The 20,102-nt window shown below is 68.6% G+C and carries 17 protein-coding genes and 1 pseudogene; 12 read left to right on the top strand and 6 right to left on the bottom strand.

The genetic code is table 11. The annotated features are described in order from the left end of the window. Window positions 1–126: 126 nt before the first annotated feature. Window positions 127–467: pseudogene (locus tag MTQ12_RS02335) on the top strand (IS3 family transposase); the annotation flags it as partial. Window positions 468–655: 188 nt separating this feature from the next. On the opposite strand, the gene MTQ12_RS02330 reads toward MTQ12_RS02335, so the two are convergent. The 4 genes from MTQ12_RS02330 to MTQ12_RS02315 form a co-directional block, all read right to left on the bottom strand. Beyond that, on the bottom strand, window positions 656–2,398 hold the full coding sequence (locus MTQ12_RS02330; RefSeq protein WP_247423622.1) for an Ig-like domain-containing protein: 1,743 nt from the start codon (window positions 2,396–2,398) through the stop codon (window positions 656–658). A 544-nt stretch (window positions 2,399–2,942) separates the two neighbouring features. Beyond that, a complete protein-coding gene (locus tag MTQ12_RS02325) occupies window positions 2,943–3,641 on the bottom strand; it encodes a glutamate-cysteine ligase family protein (RefSeq protein WP_247423620.1) in 699 nt (232 codons plus the stop codon). 526 nt (window positions 3,642–4,167) lie between these two features. Beyond that, window positions 4,168–4,914 carry an ABC transporter ATP-binding protein gene (locus tag MTQ12_RS02320; RefSeq protein WP_137318756.1) on the bottom strand — a complete coding sequence of 249 codons (747 nt, stop codon included), beginning with the start codon at window positions 4,912–4,914 and terminating at the stop codon, window positions 4,168–4,170. Between the two features lie 2 nt (window positions 4,915–4,916). Continuing rightward, window positions 4,917–6,098: an ABC transporter permease gene (locus MTQ12_RS02315; protein ID WP_348983832.1), complete on the bottom strand. Its 1,182-nt coding sequence runs from the start codon at window positions 6,096–6,098 to the stop codon at window positions 4,917–4,919. 274 nt (window positions 6,099–6,372) lie between these two features. Here MTQ12_RS02315 and MTQ12_RS02310 point away from each other — a divergent pair, with 274 nt between their 5' ends. The 11 genes from MTQ12_RS02310 (at window position 6,373) to MTQ12_RS02260 (ending at window position 17,979) form a co-directional block, all read left to right on the top strand. Then, entirely contained in the window at window positions 6,373–6,981 is a 609-nt protein-coding gene (locus tag MTQ12_RS02310) for a response regulator transcription factor (RefSeq protein WP_247423618.1), read from the top strand. Between the two features lie 97 nt (window positions 6,982–7,078). Next, on the top strand, window positions 7,079–8,476 hold the full coding sequence (locus tag MTQ12_RS02305; RefSeq protein WP_247423615.1) for an FAD-dependent oxidoreductase: 1,398 nt from the start codon (window positions 7,079–7,081) through the stop codon (window positions 8,474–8,476). Between the two features lie 49 nt (window positions 8,477–8,525). After that, on the top strand, window positions 8,526–9,368 hold the full coding sequence (locus MTQ12_RS02300; protein WP_348983831.1) for an ABC transporter permease: 843 nt from the start codon (window positions 8,526–8,528) through the stop codon (window positions 9,366–9,368). Further along, entirely contained in the window at window positions 9,352–10,110 is a 759-nt protein-coding gene (locus tag MTQ12_RS02295; protein WP_247423611.1) for an ABC transporter ATP-binding protein, read from the top strand. Before MTQ12_RS02300 ends, MTQ12_RS02295 begins: the two co-directional genes overlap by 17 nt. A 351-nt stretch (window positions 10,111–10,461) precedes the next feature. Further along, window positions 10,462–12,039: an LPXTG cell wall anchor domain-containing protein gene (locus tag MTQ12_RS15125; RefSeq protein WP_247423609.1), complete on the top strand. Its 1,578-nt coding sequence runs from the start codon at window positions 10,462–10,464 to the stop codon at window positions 12,037–12,039. A gap of 76 nt (window positions 12,040–12,115) precedes the next feature. After that, complete coding sequence (locus tag MTQ12_RS02285; RefSeq protein ID WP_247423607.1) at window positions 12,116–13,195, top strand: glycosyltransferase family 2 protein; 1,080 nt, start codon at window positions 12,116–12,118, stop codon at window positions 13,193–13,195. A gap of 100 nt (window positions 13,196–13,295) precedes the next feature. Then, a complete protein-coding gene (gene galE / locus MTQ12_RS02280) occupies window positions 13,296–14,258 on the top strand; it encodes a UDP-glucose 4-epimerase GalE (RefSeq protein ID WP_247423605.1) in 963 nt (320 codons plus the stop codon). Continuing rightward, the gene (locus MTQ12_RS02275; RefSeq protein WP_247423603.1) at window positions 14,255–15,130 is read left to right on the top strand and encodes a hypothetical protein; all 876 of its coding nucleotides are present in this window, start codon (window positions 14,255–14,257) and stop codon (window positions 15,128–15,130) included. The genes galE and MTQ12_RS02275 overlap by 4 nt, the downstream gene beginning before the upstream one ends. Window positions 15,131–15,208: 78 nt before the next feature. After that, complete coding sequence (locus tag MTQ12_RS02270; protein WP_247423601.1) at window positions 15,209–15,673, top strand: DUF3151 domain-containing protein; 465 nt, start codon at window positions 15,209–15,211, stop codon at window positions 15,671–15,673. Window positions 15,674–15,794: 121 nt separating this feature from the next. After that, window positions 15,795–16,634 (top strand): CPBP family intramembrane glutamic endopeptidase, encoded by an 840-nt coding sequence (locus MTQ12_RS02265; RefSeq protein ID WP_247423599.1) that lies wholly within the window; start codon window positions 15,795–15,797, stop codon window positions 16,632–16,634. A 58-nt stretch (window positions 16,635–16,692) separates the two neighbouring features. Further along, a complete protein-coding gene (locus tag MTQ12_RS02260) occupies window positions 16,693–17,979 on the top strand; it encodes an adenylosuccinate synthase (protein WP_247423596.1) in 1,287 nt (428 codons plus the stop codon). A 169-nt stretch (window positions 17,980–18,148) separates the two neighbouring features. Here MTQ12_RS02260 and MTQ12_RS02255 read toward each other — a convergent pair whose 3' ends face one another. Together MTQ12_RS02255 and MTQ12_RS02250 are read right to left on the bottom strand one after the other, a co-directional pair. Then, entirely contained in the window at window positions 18,149–18,850 is a 702-nt protein-coding gene (locus tag MTQ12_RS02255; protein ID WP_247423594.1) for a hypothetical protein, read from the bottom strand. Window positions 18,851–18,980: 130 nt separating this feature from the next. Beyond that, on the bottom strand, window positions 18,981–20,093 hold the full coding sequence (locus MTQ12_RS02250) for an LLM class flavin-dependent oxidoreductase (protein ID WP_247423592.1): 1,113 nt from the start codon (window positions 20,091–20,093) through the stop codon (window positions 18,981–18,983). Window positions 20,094–20,102: the final 9 nt, after the last annotated feature.

Here is a 20,102-nt window from a genome sequence, read left to right as displayed (position 1 = left end):
CAACAATCGGCGCCTCCACGGCTCCCTCGGGATGCTCACCCCGATAGAGTTCGAGACGCTCCACTACGAGGCCCTCAACCGAGAGCCCGAACCCGCAAAGTAGCGGCAGAGAACCCGGGGCGGTTCAAGTCGGCCGAGCTGCGGGAGCTGCGCAAGCGGAACCGGCTGTTGGAGCAGGAGAACGAGGTGCTGCGGTGCGCGGCGGCGTATCTGTCGCAGGCGAATCTGCCGGGAAAATGATGTACCTGCTCGTTCGCGAGCTGGCCGCTGACGGGGTCCCCGTCGCGGTGACGTGCCGGGTGCTGAAGATCGCTCGCCAGCCGTTCTACCGGTGGCTGGCCGAACCGGTCACGCAGGCCGAGTGGGACCAGGCGCACCTGGTCAACGCGATCATCGACGCGCACGCCGACGACCCGGAGTTCGGGCGCCGGCTGATCGTCGACGAGCTCCGTGACGCCGGGTTCACCGTGTCTGATCGGACGGGGTGGGAGCGGTGTAGTGAGCACGAGGTGTGGTCAGTCTCGCTCCGGCGTGACGCGTGAGATTCGGGTGGTGCTGCGGTGAGTGGTCAGGGAGGCAGAGACGACAGTGGTGTGCACTCCCGTCACGGGAGTGCACACCACTATTGTGACGAGGCGAGCTCAGTCGCGCTCAGTTACTTGCGCGAGGTCCGGCGGACGTAGGTCAGCGCGGTCAGGCCCAGGGCGATGAGGACACCAGCGGTTGCCAGCGTCATCATTGCAGAGGTTCCCGTGCGCGGAAGCGAACCGTTGTCATCGGTGTCCGGGCCGCTGTTATCGGAATCGTCACCCGGCTGGTCATCCTCCGAGCCCGGATTGGGGCCAGGGCCCTGAGTCGGTTCCGTGGTGGGCTCCGTGGTCGGTTCCGTGGTGGGCTCCGTGGTCGGTTCCGTGGTGGGCTCCGTGGTCGGTTCCGTGGTGGGCTCCGTGGTCGGTTCCGTGGTGGGCTCCGTGGTGGGCTCCGTGGTCGGTTCCGTGGTGGGTTCCGTGGTCGGTTCCGTGGTGGGCTCCGTGGTCGGCTCCGGAGTCGGGACGATCGTCTTGGCGGAGTTCTCCAGGGTCAGCGCAACCGCAGCGTTCGACTCGGGCGTCACGGAGAAGGTGCCGTCTCCATTGTCGGTGACACCGTCACCGGTGATCGTGTAACCGTCCCATTCGAGACCGTCGACCGCAGGCAGAGCGATCTCGGAGATGACAAACGTCGAACCGAGTGGGAACCGGACTGACTGAGCGCGGTTCCCCTCGCCGAGGAGAACCTCCATTGTCCGCGTTTCCTCGCCGACCGTGTACTCGACGGTGAATTCGGTGCCCTCGGGAATCTCCGACGGATCAACACCGGTCACCGACTTCGCGATCGAGAAGCGGGTGAAGGCCGAACCGTCTCCGTCGCCGCCGCCGGACTGCCTGTACTCGTAGACGTAATCCCTCTGGGTGCCCTGCACGGTGTAGTCATTGCCGAACTTGTCCCCGACGAACACCTCACCGTCGGCTACGGTCAAGTACTGAATCATGTAGACGACCTTCCGATCGGAAGGCACGTTCTTGATATCGACCGAGAACTCACGCTCGCCGTTCGCTGCCGGAAAGTCGATGACAAGATCGTCCGCAGAAACGGGCTTCCATCCGCCCGTGTACTGGCCGGCCTCGTCGATCGCCTGAACCTGCACCCTGATGAAACCTCCCTCGTCAGTTCCGACGAGCGTGTGGTTCTCCACCTCCGTGGTACCGCGCTGCAGGGAGTCGTTGACCGTGATGGTGCCGTTGTCCGTGACACTCGACGGGATCTGGATGGTCCACTGGATCTGACCGCGCTCGTTGAGGCCGGAGGACTGCTTTCGCGGCTGCGTCGGAGCCGGATTGTTCGGCAGGATGCCCTGTCCGCCCGGCACCGTCACCGGCACGATCGCGTTGCCGACCTCGAACTCGACCGCGGTTTCCTGCGTGGCCCGTGTGGCCTGGACCTCGAGCCAGAGGTTTCCGCCGATCGACTCCTTGTCGTTGACGAAATCGGTCAGCGTGCAGATGACCTGAGACGGCCTCTCTTCACTGACCGTGCATTTCGCGACGGTTTCGCCGTCTGGGTTCTTGAGATCGAAGCTGGGGCTCTCCCGCTGGAACTCGGGCGGCAGAGTCATGCCGAAGGTGTCTCCGCCCTGTGCGTCGTTGGGCACAGTCCACTGAGCATCGATCCGCAGCTTGTCCCACTGCCTGGTCGGACCATCGGACCCATCTGATTTCTTCAGGGTGATGTTGGTGATTGCATCGGGGTAAGTGACGTCCGGGGACGCTGCTGAAGCGGGTGTCGTCATGGCGATCGACGCCAGGGCGACAAACAGCGCGAGTGCGAAACCCCACGCTCTTCTGACTGAAGTGGTCAAGACGGTTCTCCATACTGAGCGGATGGCGGTGAAGTGGCGATTGCCGGGGGCCCCGGACATTGTCGTGCAATGAGGCCCGCATCCGCTGGGGATGAGCGCAGGCGCAGTCGGACTGCGCCTGCTATTCACTGCCTAGATAAGGTATCTCCAGAGCCACAGTGTAGCGCAGCTGTGCGCATCCGCCATTTCTGTACTTTGTGTAACCGAAAGTCCGAGGTGGCTCGGAAGGGAGTGATTCGTCTCAGTTCCGGTTCTCCCGACAGCGGCGTGGAGCGCAAGCAGGGCGCCCAGAATCGAAGCCCGCGCGGGGAGATCCCTGCGCTATGGTCGGAGCGTCATGAACGATCACACCGCTAACCCCAGTGCGGGCCGTCACCCACGCTCAGGGACTGCTCCGGTGCCCGTCATCGGAGGGGGTGCGGCGGGCATCCGGTGTGCCGCAGTTCTCGCAACCGCCGGCGCGGCAGTCACCATCGTCGCCCCAGGAAGGCGACCGAGTGCCGAGTTGCCGCCGTTGTCGAAGACGGTCTTCGCGGAGCCTCTCTCACTGGCCGCACACCGCACAGGTCTGCCTTCCAGTGAGCATGCCGCATCCGACTCCTCTGGACCGCCCACCGCTGATCGCGCATGCCTCCGGGAGGGTGGCGACGCGGGATTCGTAGTCGGCGAGGTCGTGGAAGCGCGGCGGTATGCCGTTGACCAGCCAGCGCCAGTAGTAGATGGTCCGCCAGCTCGCGAACCCGGTGTCCGCGCCCTGCCACACGGGCGAGTTCGCTCCGAGCGCGACCAGCACCGGCAGCCAGGGGCGCAGCCCGTTGAGGGCCCGGACGCCGGTGGCGAGGTCGGCCAGACCCACGTGGACGTGCAGGCCGTTGACATGATGGTCGACGGTGAAGCGCGGGGCGAGCTCGGCGAGGGTCGAGTAATGAGCCCCGGGACTCACCTCGGAGGGTGAGCGCGGGTGGTCCGGTGCGGTCCCCAGGGCCGCGACCGCGAACCCAATGCGGTCCGCGGTCGCGGCGAGTGCGCGGCGGAAACCGAGCAGTTTGGACAGTGCCGTGCCGGTCTCGGTGTGCACGGGGGAGTTGTACTCGAGCTGGCAGGTGAACCATTCGGCGGTCGCGCTCCCGCCGGCGACCTCGAGCGCGTGGAGCGTGCGCGTCTGCTCGGGGGAGGGGGAGGCCGGCAGTCCGGTGTCCCGATCGATGAGGAGGTACTCCTCCTCGATTCCGAATGTCGTCATGGCCGACCGCCTCGTCGTCGAAGGGCCGAGGCGCCGATGCGAGTCGCAGCGGCCCTCGCCGAGCGGCCGCCCTGCACCTCGGGTAGAAGCAACCTATTACGCGGACGCCGGTTCGGCAATGAGCGCCGGCCGGACGATGCCGCCGGTGCACTGCGGCGATTCGGCGGATCAGCCGGTCGGGATGGCCACGATCGGATCCGTGGTCGGCGCCGCCGACCCGCCCTCGGGCTCGACGGTGATCGTGAACGTCGATCAGACGGGCACCCGGTCGAACGCTGTCGGCGCGCGTCCTGCCGCCGGTCATCGAGGCGGCCCAACCCCGTCGCGCGTATTCCCGGCGGAGGTGCGGTTGCCTGCGCGGGATTCCGCTTCCACTCATCACTGCCGCCCCAACTATCGTGCCAATTCGCCGAACCTCGACCGGATGCGGGACTTCGTGAGATTTGTTCCGCGCGGTGATCGGTTCTGCGCACCGGGCGGGATTCGACCCGACCGGCAGCTCTCGGATCACGGGTCCGGGAGCAGGTCAGTCCAGGCGGCCGCCGCGGATCGTCAAGGCTGTGTCGGCCAGGGGCACGAACTCGGTATCGTGGGTGACGACGACCGTTGCGGTGTCGAACTGCCGGGTCGTCGCCACGATGAGGTCGATGATGGCTCTCGAGCGGTCGTGATCGAGCGCGGACGTGGGTTCGTCGACCAGCATGACCTTCGGTCGTCCCATGAGAGCTCGCGCGACGTTCACCCGTTGCCGTTGACCACCGGACAGCTGATGCGGTCGCCGGTCGGCGGCGGCGGCCAGACCGACGACCTCGAGCAGCTCGTGCGCCCGCTGGCCGGCACGGGCCAGCTGCCGGCCCCGGGCCCCGCGCAGATGCTCAGTGAGCACGAGCTGGTCGTGCGCGGTGAGCAACGGGAGCAGGTTGGGCTGCTGGAAGATCGTGCCGAGCTGCGTTCTCCGCAGCATCGCGCGGTCCTTCTCCGGCAGTCCGGTGAGCTCGCGACCTGCCAGGCGCACCGATCCCGAACTCGGACCGATGAGGGTCGACGCGACGGCCAGGAGCGAGGACTTGCCGGATCCCGACGGTCCCACGAGAGCAGTGACGGTTCCCGACTCGGCGGAGAGATCGACGGCGGCCAGGGCGCGGATGGTGCGGGGTGCGCCGTTCTCGTCCACGCCATCGGGGTAGACGAGGCTGACGTTCTCGAGCCGGAGCGCGGGAGCGGATCGGTGGGGTGCGGGGGAGGGCAGGGGCTGAGGCGTCGATGAGTGCATGGTCAGTTCCCTCCGAGAGCGAGCAGGGGATCGATCCGGGTCACGCGCCGGGTGGCCAGTGCAGCCCCGATCAGACCGAGGACGAATACGCCGAGCACCGGCGTGAGGATGGTCATCGGCGTCAGCGCGAACGGCACTGCGGAGCCGACCGCCGCTCCTCCGGCGGCGCCGGCTGCGCCTCCGGCCGCAGCTCCGAGGAGCACGACGAAGGCGGCCTGGGTCATGGAGTCCCGTACGAGGTAACCGCGGGAGGACCCCAATGCGCGAAGGACGGCGAGATCCCGGGTGCGCTGGATGGTCCACACGGTGAGGAAGGACACCACGACGAGGGCGGAGATGCCGTAGAGGAATGCCTGCATCATGAGGAGCGAACCGCGCTCGGACTGGTAGGCGGGCAGCGCGGAGAAGGCCGTGCGGGTGTCCTTCGACACTGTCCCGGCGGCCGCGTCGGCCGACGCGAGAGTGTCCTCGGTGGGCGGACCCGCCGAGTCGGCGATGCGGTCGGCCGGGATCGCGAGGGCTGTCGCCTCGAGCCCATCGCCCAGATGTGCGATGCCGGCGAAGTCGTCGATCGATGTCCACGCCACCGGAAGGTGACTGTAGTACTCGTCCCCGACGATCCCGACCACATCGAGCTCTGTCGAGGACAGGTGAATGGTGTCACCGAGCGAAACAGCGAGATCCGCCGCGGCTTCCTCGCTGAGTACGGCCTGTCCTGCAAGCGGGTGGGTCCGGCCATCGATGGATTCCAGGGAGGGAGCCAGAGCGGTGCCGGTCTCCAGGCCCATCACCGCGACGGAAGCGGCCGGCCCGTTCGAGCCGCCCCCGGTGCCGGCGGCCTCGGCCCGGGTCTGGGTGACACCGAGGCGCTCAGCCCGCGGACCGCTCACTGCGTTATTCCATGCCCGCAGCTCATCGGCTGTGATGACCGACTCAGTGAACGACGGCTCGTCGCCGTCGTCGTCCGGGGCGGCGAAGACGATATGCGACGCGCCGAGGTTCTCCAGGGCCGAGGTGTTCTGCCGGCCCAGTCCGTCGGTCAGACCGGTGAGCAGCACGAGCAGCAGGGTGATGAGTGCGACCACGCCGCCGATCAGGGCGAAGCGCCCCTTCGCGAAGACGATATCGCGGAAGGCCAGGTACATGTCTGCTCTCCGAGGTCGGTAGGAATGTCGGGTGTCCATCCATCATGGTGGAGGGGGCGCGGGCGCGGATCGCCCCACCGGTTGAACCGCAGGGATCATCCGGACGACGCGGAGATCATCCGATCGGTTGACTTCATCCGGAGCGGCAGCAGGTATCATCCGCGGTGAGCCGGCGGATCGGCGGCTCGGCGCGTCGGGTCCGGTGGGTGCGGACGCGCGGAAGAGACGGGCGACAGGCCCTGCGGAGATCGGTCGTCGTGCGTCGTCGTCGCACGATCCACCGGTGGGAGGCACAGTGCCGCGGGTACAGGTGATGATCGTCGATGACCATCCCGTCGTGCGCGCAGGTCTGTGCGCCCTGGTGGACGGGCGCGAGACCATGACGGTGGCGGTCGAGGCCGGCACGGGCGAGGAGGCGCTGCTGCGCCTCGAGGAATTCGGCGCGCAGATCGATGTCATCATGATGGATCTGCGGATGGGCGCGGGAGTGTCGGGGATCGAGGCGACTCGACTGATCCGGGAGCGTTGCGATATACCGGTGCTGATCATGACGGCGTTCGACACCCAGGCCGACGTCGTGGCGGCGCTGGAGGTCGGCGCCATCGGTTACCTGCTCAAGGGCTGCCCGGCCGATGAGATCGCGCGTGCCGTGGAGGACGCGGCGGCCGGGAGATCGGTGCTCTCTCCGTCCGTCATCGCACAGATGATGAAGCGGATCGCCTCCCCGGCGACAGCCCTGACCCCGCGCGAGATCGAGATCCTCGAACTCCTCTCCGGCGGTGCCACCAACCGCCAGCTGGCGCGCCGGCTGTTCATCTCCGAGGCGACAGTCAAGACCCACCTCGTGCACATCTTCGACAAGCTCGGAGCGGACAATCGGACCCAGGCGATCGAACGCGCCCGCGACGAGCGCGTGATCTGAGCAGTCGTCGCAACGAGGTCGGCGTCGGGTCGCGACGAACAGGCAGAGGCGCCGCGGTCATGGCCGGCGAGGCGATCTCAGGTAGTGTCGGTGTGCCATGTGCGATGAATCCCGCTCCGCCGCCGCTCCGGGCCTGCACCCTGACTCCGTCGGCGGTGCGGTGCTCGTCGTCGGCGCAGGCGAGGCCGGTTCGCGTGTGGCCGGTGCACTTGCCAGCAGGGGCGCACCGGTCGTCGTTCTCTCCCCCGACGGTTCGCCCGGCGTCGAACTGCCGCCGCTGTCGAAGAAGCTCTTCGCGGAATCGTTGACGCTCACCGCGCACAGTGTGGACCCGGCCGCCGCAGACTCCGGTCCGGGACATGCCGTGTCCAGCGGCTCGAGCGTCGCACTTCTTCAGGGCGCAGCCGTCGAGCTCGACCTCGACACCCGCTCTGTCCGGCTCGACACCGGGGAGTGGGTCCACGGCTCCGCCATCGTCATCGCCACCGGATCCGCCGCCCGGATCCTCGACATCGAGCTGCCCGGCGGCCCGGCCTTCACTCTGCACTCCGCCGCCGACGCACAGGCGATCCGCGAGCACCTCGCGGCGCTCCGCTCCGGTTCCGCCCAGGACACCCCGGTCGATATCGGCATCATCGGCTCCGGCTTCCTCGCGCTCGAGCTCGCCCGCGGTGCGGTGGACGCCGGCCATACGGCGACCGTGCACCTCAACGGGCCGCACCCGCTGCCCCGGCTCAGCGCACCGCTGAGTGACGCCGTCATGGCGCTCCATGAATCCGCCGGCGTCCGCTTCGTCCCGCACTCCACACCGGTCGACTACGTCGCCCGCGACTTCTGGATCACGGCCGTCGGAGCGCAGGCCGCCACGGATTTCGCCGGCCAGGACGTCCAGCGCACGAGCGCGGGCGCGCTCCTCACCGACGCCCACCTCCGGGTCCTCGCTGCGGGCGGCGCCCCGCTGGAGGCGGTCTACGCGATCGGCGACTGCGGGCAGGTGGCGCACGGCCCGATGGCGGCCTACGGCCCCCAGGAATCCGAACCGGTGGCCGCCTCGCAGGGGGAGTGGCTCGGTCGGTGCCTGGGTGCCGCATCGAACCACGCCGAATCACCGGGTCCCGCCGAGCCCGACCCCTCCGAACACGTGGAGCCGGGCCACTCCGCGCCGACCGCCGCCTGGAGCGACCTCCCGTGGCACTGGAGCTTCCAGGGCCCCGTGCGCGTCTTCACCGCCGGCATGTCCGCCGCCGCATCTCAGGGCGAGCCCGTGGTCCTCGGTGACCTGGCGACGGGGAGCGGGCAGGTGGCGCTGTTCGCCTCGGCGGCGGACGACGCCCCGCTCGTCGGCGTCGAGACCCTGGGCCCGCCCAAGCCGCACCTCGCAGCCCGTCGGCTGCTCGCCTCGGGCACGGTGCCCACCCGAGCGCAGGTGAGCGCCCCGGATTTCGACCTCGTCGTCGCCTCGCGCCTGGCAGGCTCCGGACACGTGAGGGCGTAGACTTGGCGGGTCAGAGTCCCGATCGGAGAGTGTCCCGCTGTCTATGAGCATGTCCGAACTGGCCGCCGCGAACTCGCTCGAGCGCGTCGGCGCCCGGCCGTCGTTCACCGATTACGTCACCGAGGTGTGGCGGCGCCGGGACTTCACATACTCCCTGGCGAAGTACCGCATCCAGAGCGAGAACGAGCGGAACCGGCTGGGCATGCTCTGGGTCGTGCTGCGGCCGATCCTCTCCGCGATGGTCTACGGGCTCGTGTTCGGCCTCATCCTCGCCGGGCAGAGGCCGGAGAACTTCGTCCCCTTCCTCATCATCGGCGTGTTCTTCCTCGAGTTCTTCAACACCTCGATGAACGGCGGAGCGAAGTCGATCATCAGCAACACCGCGCTCGTGCAGTCGCTGCCGTTCCCCCGGATGGTGCTGCCGATCGCCACGGTGCTCCAGAACCTCCTCAACTTCATGCCGACGCTGCTGCTGATGTTCGTCCTCACCATGCTCTGGGGCGCCCGGCCGAGCCTGTACTGGTTCCTCTTCATCCCACTCATCGCGTTGTTCTACCTGTTCAACCAGGGTGTGGCGCTGATCTTCGCGCGGCTCACCGTGCACGTGCGCGACCTCAGCCAGTTCGTGCCGTTCATCTCCCGCCTGATCTTCTACACCTCGGGAGTGTTCTTCGACCCGCGGACCGTGCTCGAGCCCTACCCCACCCTGCAGGCGGTCTACGCCTGGCACCCGCTCAACGAGGTGCTCTCGATCGCGCGCGGCATCCTGCTCGACGAGTACTCGATCCCGTGGGACTACTGGTGGAAGCTCGCGATCTGGGCGGTCGTCGTCCCGGTGGTCGGCGCTGTGTTCTTCTGGAAGGCGGAGGAGCGCTATGGCCGAGAGAACTGAGAAGCCCGCCGAGGGCCAGCCCGTCGTCATCTGCGACGACGTCCACGTCGAGTTCCGCACCCTGGCCACCGGGAAGCCGATCAAGCCCAGCATGAGCAGCGGCCTGCTCCAGCGCGGCCGGTCCCTGCGCACGGTGCACGCGCTCAAGGGAGTGACCTTCGTGGCGCGCGCCAACGAGTCGATCGGCATCATCGGTACGAACGGCTCGGGCAAGTCCACCCTCATGCGCACGATCACCGGGCTCACCCCGGCCACCCGCGGTGCGGTCTACGCGAAGTCACGGCCCAACCTGCTGGGCGTGGGTGCTGCCCTCATCCCGGATCTGTCCGGCGGCAACAACATCATCCTCGGCGGCCTCGCGATGGGCATGGAGCGGTCCGAGATCGAGGCGCAGTACGACGAGATCGTCGAGTTCACCGGGCTCGAGGACTTCATCGACATGCCCATGCGCACGTATTCCTCCGGCATGTCCGCCCGACTCAAGTTCGCGATCGCCACAGCCAAGGAGCACGAGATCCTCATCGTCGACGAGGCGCTGAGCGTGGGCGACCGCGACTTCCAGAAGAAGAGCGAGAAGCGCATCCGCGACATCCGCGAGCGTGCCGGCACCGTGTTCCTCGTCTCCCACTCGATGCGCTCGATCCGCGACACGTGCAACCGCACCATCTGGATCGAGAAGGGTGAGCTCCGCGCCGACGGCGACACCGATGCGGTGGTCAAGGAGTACGAGCAGCACCGGTGAGGCGGCGCGCCGGCCGAGGTGTGAGCAGTCCGCCGGCCGGGCCGGTCAATGCTGCGGATCGGGCCCGCCGGCCCCGGCACGATCCGTGCTGGCAACCGCGCCGGGGTGCCCCATTCCGCGACCAGCCCCGCGCCCCGTGGTGATGACGGTGACCGCGTTTCAAGTGCGCGGTCGTATTGCTGTATGAACACAATGATCACAAATACTTGAATGCTATATCGGCAGATACCATTCAGTTGTCACCGTTCTCGGAAGAGAACAACTGGGATGCGCGATACCAGCGTATCGGGCCGACGCCTCAGTGGAAGACCACGGATACCGGGGGGCGCGGTGAGACCGAAGGAGCACCCTGTGAAACGTATCAGAACACGGTTGAAGGCATTCGTGGCGGCATCGGCAGGTGCTACCCTGCTGGCGCTCGGCACCGCCATCCCGTCGAACGCCGAGACCAGCAACCCCAGCGACGTCTGCGAGGTCGTCGAGGAGGTTAAGTGGACGGCCAAGTCGAAGATCGCCCCCGGTAGCAACGCCGTGCACGAACCGAAGGTCGCCACGCTCAACGGAGACGTCGCCATCGACGGCTGGTGGCAGAACCACTCTCCCATCGCCGGCAAGGGCGAGGCGGGCGTCGACACCTGGGAGGAGGCGGGCACGCCAAACTTCCGCGTCATCGTCGGCACTGTCGAGCCGCTGTACGACGTCGAGGCCGAGGTGACGCTCGATTCTGACGACGTCACGTTCGCCGAGCCCGGTGAGTTGGTCAGCCCTGCGCGCGCTGCCACTCCGGAGCAATACCGGAAGATCCCCCTCGAGAATCTCAAGGAGCCGGTCAAGAAATCCGGGTCACTCATCGAGTGGGGGATCACCGAGAACGGCAAGATGACGGCGGTCCCCAACGCGGACCCGAAGCGGGCAGAGGGCTCGTCCGCGCAGTTCACCGTTGCCGGCAAGCTCGGCAATCCCGCGGAGATGGATGAGAAAAAAGTCAAAGAAATTACGGTGACTTTGACCTTCACCGCCAAGCACACCACGCACAAGATGTGCGAAGACGGGATCGCTGACGGTAACCTCGGCGAGTGCGCCGTCGACTGGAAGGCCGCGGCAGTCATCGACCGCCGCCTCGACGACTACCCGAACCAAGGATACGTCTCCGCTGTCGGCGACGAATACGGCTACTTCAAGACCCACCATTGGATGGGCGGGGGTGACCGACTCTACTGGCGCATCCCGGTGGCCACCCGCCATGCGATCGAGGCAGGCAGTCAGATCACTGTGAGCCGCGGCGACAACTGGACCTGGGACGAGACCCAGCAGATCGAGGACCTGACCGGGCGCGACGACACCCGCGCAGGGCTGGGGCCGTTCTTCTTCAACACCTTCACCGGGGAAGAGGGCTATCAGAACGTTCCCGACGGCGAGCCGGACTTCAAGTGGGACGAGGGCACGCTGACGATCACGCTGCCGGCGATGCCCGCCGACAGCCATGCGATGTTCGTGCTCACCGGCACCCCCGGCGAGGAAACCGATGTAAAGAACACGAGCTACCGCATTGACGCCACCTACAAGGGTGAGTACACGCCCGAGGCGCTCAAGGCCATGGACTGCGGTGAGACTGCGACCCCGACCCCGACGGATACGGCGACCCCGACCCCGACCCCGACGGACACGGTGACTGCGACCCCGACGGACACGGCGACTGCGACCCCGACAGCCGGCCCGTCCACCGAGGCGCCGCAGCCGGGCGGATCGGGCGCTGACGGCGCGGGCCCTGCACCGAGCGACCGCCCGGGTGGAGGTTCGGGCTCCGACGGCTCCGCCGGAAGCCTCCCGCGCACCGGCGCACAGGGACTCGGCATCGCCGGGATCGGCGCGCTGCTCGTCCTCGCCGGAGCGGGGGCAGTGATGTTCGCCAAGCGCCGCGAGAGCTGATCGGCCGGTGACCGCATGAGCGGCATCTGAGATTCGTCTCAGATGCCGCTCATCTGCGCTGTGGGAGTATTGATCCGTGTTGAAACGATCCCAGCGGCTCACCGCGGATGCCCTGCCGCCGCTGCCCGCCCGGCCCGGAGTCTCCTACATCATGCCGGTCCTCAACGAGGCCGAGCACATTTCTGCCGCGATCACCACGATCCTCGACCAGGAATACGCCGGCGAGAAGGAGATCGTGCTCGCACTCGGCCCGTCGACCGATGAGACGACGTCGATCGTCACCACGCTCGCCGCGGGCGAACCGCGCATCCACATAGTCCACAACCCGGCCGGTGACACCCCGACGAGCCTCAACCTCGCCATCGCCGCCACCTCGCACCCGGTGATCGTCCGCGTCGACGCTCACTCCGAGCTCACCGGCGACTACACCGACACTGCGATCGCAGTGCTGCGCGACACCGGGGCCGCCAACTGCGGCGGGCTCATGCTCGCCCGCGGTCGGACCCCGTTCCAGAAGGCCGTCGCCCGGGCCTACATGTCCCGCGTGGGTCTGGGCGGTCCCGCCTATCACACCGGGGACGAGCCGCAGGAATCCGAGTCGGCCTACCTGGGCATCTACCGCCGCGAGGTGTTCGACGTGCTCGGCGGCTTCGATTCCACCTTGCGCCGCGGTCAGGACTGGGAGCTCAACCTCCGCATCCGCGAGGCCGGCGGACGGATATGGTTCGACCCCCGTCTCGAGGTCACCTACTGGCCGCGCACCACGTGGAGGAAGATCGTCCAGCAGTTCCACGCCACCGGGATCTGGCGCGCCGAACTCATCCGCCGCCACGGCACCAAGAACTCCTGGCGCTACTTCGCTCCGCCGCTCTTGGTGCTCGGCGTGGCGGCCTCCCTCATCGAAACGCTCCTCCAGCTCTCCGGGGCCACCCACACCTGGCCGCGGTTCCTCCGCCACTTCACCGCACTCGTCCACGTGCCGAGCCTCGCCTACGTCGCCGGTATCGTCGCCGCAGCCGGGCAGGCGCGGGACTGCGGCAGGCGGGAGCGAGCGTGGTTCGCTCTCGTGCTCCCCACCATGCACCTGAGCTGGGGCGCCGGTTTCCTCCGCGGCCTGCTCACCGGCGCCGGCACGGCGGCTGACCGCTCCCGCTGAGTTCCGCGCCGGCACCCCGGCTATCCTCGAGAGGGAATCGTCGATGCTCCCGGCACCGGCACGTCCCCGAATCACACCCGACGAAAGGCGTCAGGCGCTCATGAGCACATTGGTCACCGGCGGGGCCGGGTACATCGGCTCCCACGTCGTCCGCCTCCTCGAGCAGCGCGGCGAGCAGGTCGTCGTCGTCGACGACCTCTCCAACGGCATCCCCGCCCGCGTGCCGAACGCCACGTTGGTCGAGCTCGACCTGTCGGCCGCCGACGCCGAATCCCGGCTGCGGGCGGTAATGGAGGAGCACGCGGTCACCGCGGTCATCCACTTCGCGGCGAAGAAGCAGGTGGGGGAGTCGGTGGAGCGCCCGCTCTGGTACTACCGCAACAACGTCGAGGGGCTGGCGAACCTGCTCGCCGCGATGGAGTCCGCGGACGTCACCACGATGGTGTTCTCCTCCTCGGCCGCGGTCTACGGCATACCCGACATCGGGATCGTGCCGGAGAAGATCGACTGCCGCCCGATCAACCCGTACGGGCAGACGAAGCTCGTGGGGGAGTGGATGATCGACAACGCCGCCCGCCACGGCCTGCGTGCGATCAAGCTGCGCTACTTCAACGTCGCCGGCACCGGGTGGCCGGAGCTCGCCGACACCGCGGTGATGAACCTCATCCCGATCATCCTCGACCGCGTCGCCATGGGCCGCGCACCGGTGGTGTTCGGCGACGACTACCCCACTCCGGACGGCACGTGCATCCGCGACTACGTCCACGTCGCCGACCTCGCCGACGCCCACATCGCCGCCCTCGACCACATCGCAGCCGGGGGCATCGCGGAGTCCGTGTTCAACGTCGGCACCGGGCGGGGCGCCTCGGTCCTCGAGGTCATCGATGCGATGTCGTCCGCGCTCGGCCGCGAGCTCACCCCGGAGATCGCGCCGCGACGGCCCGGCGACCCGCCCCAGCTCGTCGCCGACGTCTCCGCGATCGAACGCGAGCTCGGCTGGCGGGCCTCCCGCGGCCTGTCCGCCATCGTGGAATCGGCCGTGCCCGCCGAGCTGCGCCCATGAGCGATGCCGAGCAGAGCGACGCCGCGCAGCAGCCGCGCCGGTTCTACGCCCCGCTCATCGCCGGGGCGATCGTGCTGGCCGCGGTCATCGCCCTCGTCATCGCCAATGCCGTGCGCCAGCCCGAGGCGCTCACCGTCGACGCCCTGCAGAGCCCTGCGGTGGGTGCGCTCGGTGCAGGTGAGGACATCTACCCGGCGAACTCCGCCGAGGCGATCGAGGAGAACGTCAAGTTCGGGTACCTGCCGGCAGTCGCCACCGCCCTGCTGTCCGACGGCACCGTGGCGCTCGCCGACCCGGAGACCGGCCAGGAGGACCTGGGGCTGGAGAAGCCGCTCGAGCAGACGGACGCGGCGGCCTTCACCGCCGCGCGCATCGCTCCGGCCCCGCTGTCGGCCGACCCCGAGGGGGAGGCCGAGGAGGCGGAGACCACCCGCGACGGCACCCCGATCACCTGGGAGCAGGCGCTCATGGAGTACGGCGACGCGACGGTGTTCATGCCCGAGGTCGCCTCCGCCCAGGTCATGGGCCCCGTGCTCGAGGCGATCGAGGCCGGCGGCCGGCCGGAGGGTGTGATCATCCGCTCGTCCGACCTCGAGGTGCTGCGGACCGCTGTCGACCGCGACATCGCTGCTCTCTACTCCGGGGACGTCACCGCGGTGACGCCGGACGCGCTGCTCGAAGCCGGTGTCGGCATGGCCGCGGTGCCCGCCGATTCTGACGAGCTCGACACCTGGCTCGGCTCCGAGGTGAAGATGTGGGCGACCGGAGTGGAATCGGAGGGCGCGCTCGCCGACCTCGCCGAGCGCGGGGCCTTCGGTGCGCTGAGCGCGAATCCGTTCGCCATCCAGCCCTCGAACGTGGAGACTGACTGAGACGAGCCGCGTGCGCGGACCGCACGCCCGCTGACACCCGCGACCTGCGGGAACCACCCATCGGAGGAGAACGACACCATGTCACAACCCATCGGCAGCCCCGTGAGCATCGGCAACCTCGACGCCTCGCAGCTCGGCCCGCAGCCCACGCACCTGCCCGAGGACCACCCCGACGTCGAGGCGAAGAGCCGGATCGACGCCGGCGAGGAGCCCCTCGACGTCGCCCACGACCTGCCCGCGAGCTCACTCGCCTGGGCGCTGCTCGCAGACGAGGCGTTCGACGAGGGTCGCAAGGTCGATTCCTACGCCTACGCCCGGGTGGGCTACCACCGCGGCCTCGATGCGCTCCGGCAGGCGGGCTGGCGCGGCGCCGGCCCGATCCCCTACGCCCACGAGGTCAACCGCGGATTCCTCCGCGCGCTCTACGCACTCGGCCGGGCGGCCGCATCGATCGGCGAGGCCGAGGAGGCCGCGCGGGTGGAGAAGTTCCTCCGCGAGTCCGACCCCGAGGCGATCGACCGCATCGCCGCCGACCTCCGCTGAGCGGAGCGTTACGCCGGCTGCGGACTCGGCGAGTTACTCCTCGGTAACGTACTCTGTCCCCCTGCAGAACGGACTTCGTGCGCACCTGACGACCTGGAAGGCCTGGTGTGCGGTCGTCGTCATGCCTGCGCTCATCATCGGCTCGACCGTCGCGGTCCTCAGCGGGCTGGCCGAGAGCCAGGGGGCCCGGGAGACGCTGGGCGCGCTGCTCATGCCGGTGCAGTTCATCGCCATCGCCGCGCTCGCCCTGGGGGCCATCGCCCTCGTCGCGCTCAAGCTGCCCACGGTCGAGGACCTCGGGCTGCGGCGCGGGCTGAGCGGCCGCGACGCGATCATCGTCTTCGTCGTCTTCGCCGTCACCCACCTGCTGTTCTGGCTCTTCTCCCTGGTGCCCGGGCAGGACACCGACAGTCCCACGGAGATCTTCGCGGAGATGAAGCTCGACGGCCCTCTCCTGCCGGCCGCGATGGTCGTCATCGCGAGCGTGATCGGCGCCCCCGTCTGCGAGGAGATCCTCTACCGCGGTGCCGTGCTGCGGCCGATCCACGACCACCTCGCCCGCGGCGGCCGGGCCGGGCTGGGCGCGGTGCTCGGCATCCTCGTCAGCGCGCTGATGTTCGCCTTCCCGCACCTCGGCGGGTCCCTCACCGGGGTCGAGGCGATCTCCTACCTCATCACCGGCGCCGCGTTCGGCATCGTGTACGTGCTCACCGGGTCGATGACCGCCGCCATGATCGCCCACGCCCTGCAGAGCTGGGCGGCGTTCGGGCAGGTGCTCGTGTTCGGCCGGGGCGACGCTTCGGTCTCCCCCCTCATCTGGATCCTCGTCCTCGGCTGCCCGCTCTGGGTGTACCTCTGCGCCCGCGGCCTGCGCGCCCTGCTCCCGCACGACCGCAGGGGCGCGGCGCCGGCCGACAGTGCGCAGCCCGCCGGTGGCGGAGGCGCCCCGGACCGCCGGTAGACTGGCCGGGTCAGGCCTGGGAGCAGGCTGTCCGGACAAATCAAGGTGATGAGAACACATGCCAGCACTCGTGGTCGTCGGCGCCCAATGGGGCGATGAAGGCAAGGGCAAGACCACCGATATCCTCGGCACCCGTGTCGACTACGTGGTCAAACCCAACGGCGGCAACAACGCCGGGCACACTGTCGTCGTCGGCGGGGAGAAGTACGAGCTCAAGCTCCTGCCGGCCGGCATCCTCTCGCCCTCGGTGACCCCGGTGATCGGCAACGGCGTCGTCGTCAACCTTGAGGCGCTGTTCGAGGAGATCGAGATGCTCGAGTCCCGCGGCGCGGACACCTCGAAGCTGCGGATCTCCGCCGACGCCCACCTCGTCGCCCCGTACCACCAGGTGCTCGACAAGGTCACCGAGCGCTTCCTCGGCAAGCGCGCGATCGGCACCACCGGCCGCGGCATCGGGCCGACCTACCAGGACAAGGTGGGGCGCCTGGGCATCCGGGTCCAGGACATCTTCGACGAGTCGATCCTGCGGCAGAAGGTCGAGGGAGCACTGCGGCAGAAGAATGAGCTCCTCCTCAAGGTCTACAACCGCCGCGCTGTCGAGACCGAGGAGATCGTCGAGCACTTCCTCCAGTACGTCGACCGCCTGCGGCCGATGGTCGCCGACACCTCGCTCCTGCTCAACGAGGCGCTCGACGCCGGCGAGGTCGTCGTCATGGAGGGCGGCCAGGCGACCATGCTCGACGTCGACCACGGCACCTACCCCTTCGTCACCTCCTCGAACCCGACCGCCGGCGGTGCGGTCGTGGGCTCCGGCATCGGTCCCACCCGGGTTTCGCGGGTCGTGGGCATCATCAAGGCCTACACCACCCGCGTGGGCTCCGGCCCGTTCCCCACCGAGCTGTTCGACGACATGGGCGTCCACCTGCAGAAGACCGGCGGGGAGTTCGGCGTCAACACCGGCCGGGCCCGGCGCTGCGGCTGGTACGACGCCGTCATCGCGCGCTACGCCAGCCGCGTCAACGGCTTCACCGACTACGTGCTCACCAAGCTCGACGTCCTCACCGGCATCGAGCAGATCCCGGTATGCGTGGCCTACGACGTCGACGGCGTCCGCCACGACCAGATGCCCATGAGCCAGTCAGACTTCCACCACGCCACCCCGATCTTCGAGCACTTCGATGGCTGGACCGAGGACATCACCGGCGCCCGCACCTTCGAGGACCTGCCGGAGAACGCGCAGAAGTACGTCCTCGCGCTCGAAGCGATGTCCGGCTGCCGGATCTCGGTGATCGGCGTCGGCCCGGACCGCGAGCAGTCGATCGTCCGCCACGACCTGCTGGACTGAGTGTCGGCTGCCGGCTGCGGCGGCACGAGTGCTGCTCGCTGGAACCAGAAGTCCCAGGGTTCTGATCTCAGACCCTGGGACTTTCTCGCCTGCTCGCCGTTCAGCAGAAGGGCGCCGGCCGCTCAGCCAGCGATCGGCGCCCCGTTCGACGGTGAATGATTCGACGCGTTCACCGCAGAATCGGACTGCCGTCGTTCTTGATGTCCTCGAGGAACTGGACGATCCGAGCAGCGACGCTGCGATGCGAGCGGTCGTTGAGCGCGTCATGGGCGCCGTCGGCAGTCCGGACGACAGCCGCACCCGGCACGCGAGTCAGCCATGCGGTGCCTGCGTTCACGTCGACCACGTCATCGGACTCACCGTAGACGCCGAGGACCGGAACCTTCACCGACTCCGGCGCCGGCAGGGACAGGCTGGCCGGCAGCGGCGTCGACAGTGCCGCAGGGTCCAGGTTCTCCGGCTGCCTGAGCACTGACTGGTGCACCGGGCAGGTGGAGCGCCGGCCGATCTGCGCCTCGGGATCCAGCACAGTCCCACTGGCATCAGCAGCCGGCGTGGAACCCGCGTCCGAGGCGGTAGTCCCGTCAGTCGCGGCCGGTGACGGCGCCACCGGAAGGCCCGCGATGACCACGCCGGCGACTGGCGCTTCATCGGCTGCGAGGTCGAGGGCGAGGACCCCGCCGGCATCCGAGCCGACAAGGAAGTGCGGAGTGGGCAGCTCGGGATCGTTGAGAACGGCGTGGACCGCCTCGGCCGCTGCCTGGGGGTCCGCAGCCGCCCCGGTCACGACGCGGACCGGGTAGGCGTCATAGGCGATGCGGCCGGCGAACCTGTCGTAGACGGAGGCGGCCTCGCCACGGCCGGCGATCATGGTGACCGTGCCGCGAGGGTTGGCTCCGGGCTTGATCTCGATGGCGGTGGTGGTGACGGTGCTCGTCGATGAGGTGACTGTCATGGGGGTTCCTTTCAGAATGTGCGGACGGTTGCGGAGGACGTGCGGATCAGACTCGTGTGGCAGCGCGATCGGCTTCCGCGCCGGCCGGCTTCGCTCCTGCCCCGACCGACGTCTGGGACTCCGCACCCGCCTCGATCTCGCGCACGAGCGGGATGAGGTCCGAGGCGATCCGCTCGAGCTCCTCATGGAGCGGCGACGCCTGGATCAGCAGCAGATTGACTCCGGCGGCGCGGTACGCGGCGATCTCCTCCGCGACCTGTTCGGGCGTGCCGACCAGCTCCGGGCGCAGCGCGCGGGTACCCACCGAATACTCCCGCTTGGAGACTTCGACATCGAGCTTCGAGTGGGCCACGAACTCCTCGAACGAGGCGTAGCCGGGCGAGTTCGGGTCGACGGTGGTGATGCGCTCGAGCTCAGCCCGCGCCTCGGCCTCCGTGTCGCGGACGATGACGTAGGCGCTCATCCCGATGGTCTCGAACGGCGCGCCCTGCAGGCGGAAGCGGCGCGCATTCACGTCGGCGGCCTTCTCCCGCAGCTCCTCGACGGTGCCGCCATGGGTGACGTAGGAGTCGGCGAAGCCGGCGATCGCCTCGCGGCCGCCCTCCGATTCTCCGCCGGCGTAGATCTTCGGGGTCTTCGCCGGCTTCGGCTCGACCACGGTGTCCTCGAAGCTGAAGTACCGCCCGTGCTGGCTGTACGGGTTCTGGGTCCACAGCCCGCGGAGGGCGTCGACGAACTCGGTGCAGTGGACGTACCGGTCGTCGTGGGAGGGGAAGACTCCGCCGAACTGCTTGGCCTCTTCCTCCCACCACGCCGCGACGACGTTGAGCGAGAACCGGTCGTTCGAGACGTCGGCCAGGGTGGACAGTCGCTTCGCCGTCACCTGCGGGTTGTGGTAGCCGGGGCGGATCGCGGTGAGGATCTCCAGCTTCTCCGTGACCGCGGCGATCGCGGTCGCCAGCGACCATGCCTCCAGGCTGGGCTCATTCACGCCCTTGCGGTCATTGAGGTAGAGCTCCGGGACGAGGGTGAGCTCGAAGCCCAGCCGGTCGGCCTGGGTGCTGATGGTGCGGATGTAGTCCCAGGTCGCGGGCATCCCCTCGTCGCCGACGTTGCGCAGAAAGCCGCCGTAGACGGGGGTCCAGTAGCCGAATCGCATAGTTCTCCT

This window comes from Brevibacterium sp. R8603A2, from assembly GCF_023072605.1.
GTDB classification, from domain to species: Bacteria; Actinomycetota; Actinomycetes; order Actinomycetales; family Brevibacteriaceae; genus Brevibacterium; species Brevibacterium pityocampae.
Note: the sequence above shows the minus strand (reverse complement) of the source record. Positions and strands in the feature narration are given on the sequence as shown.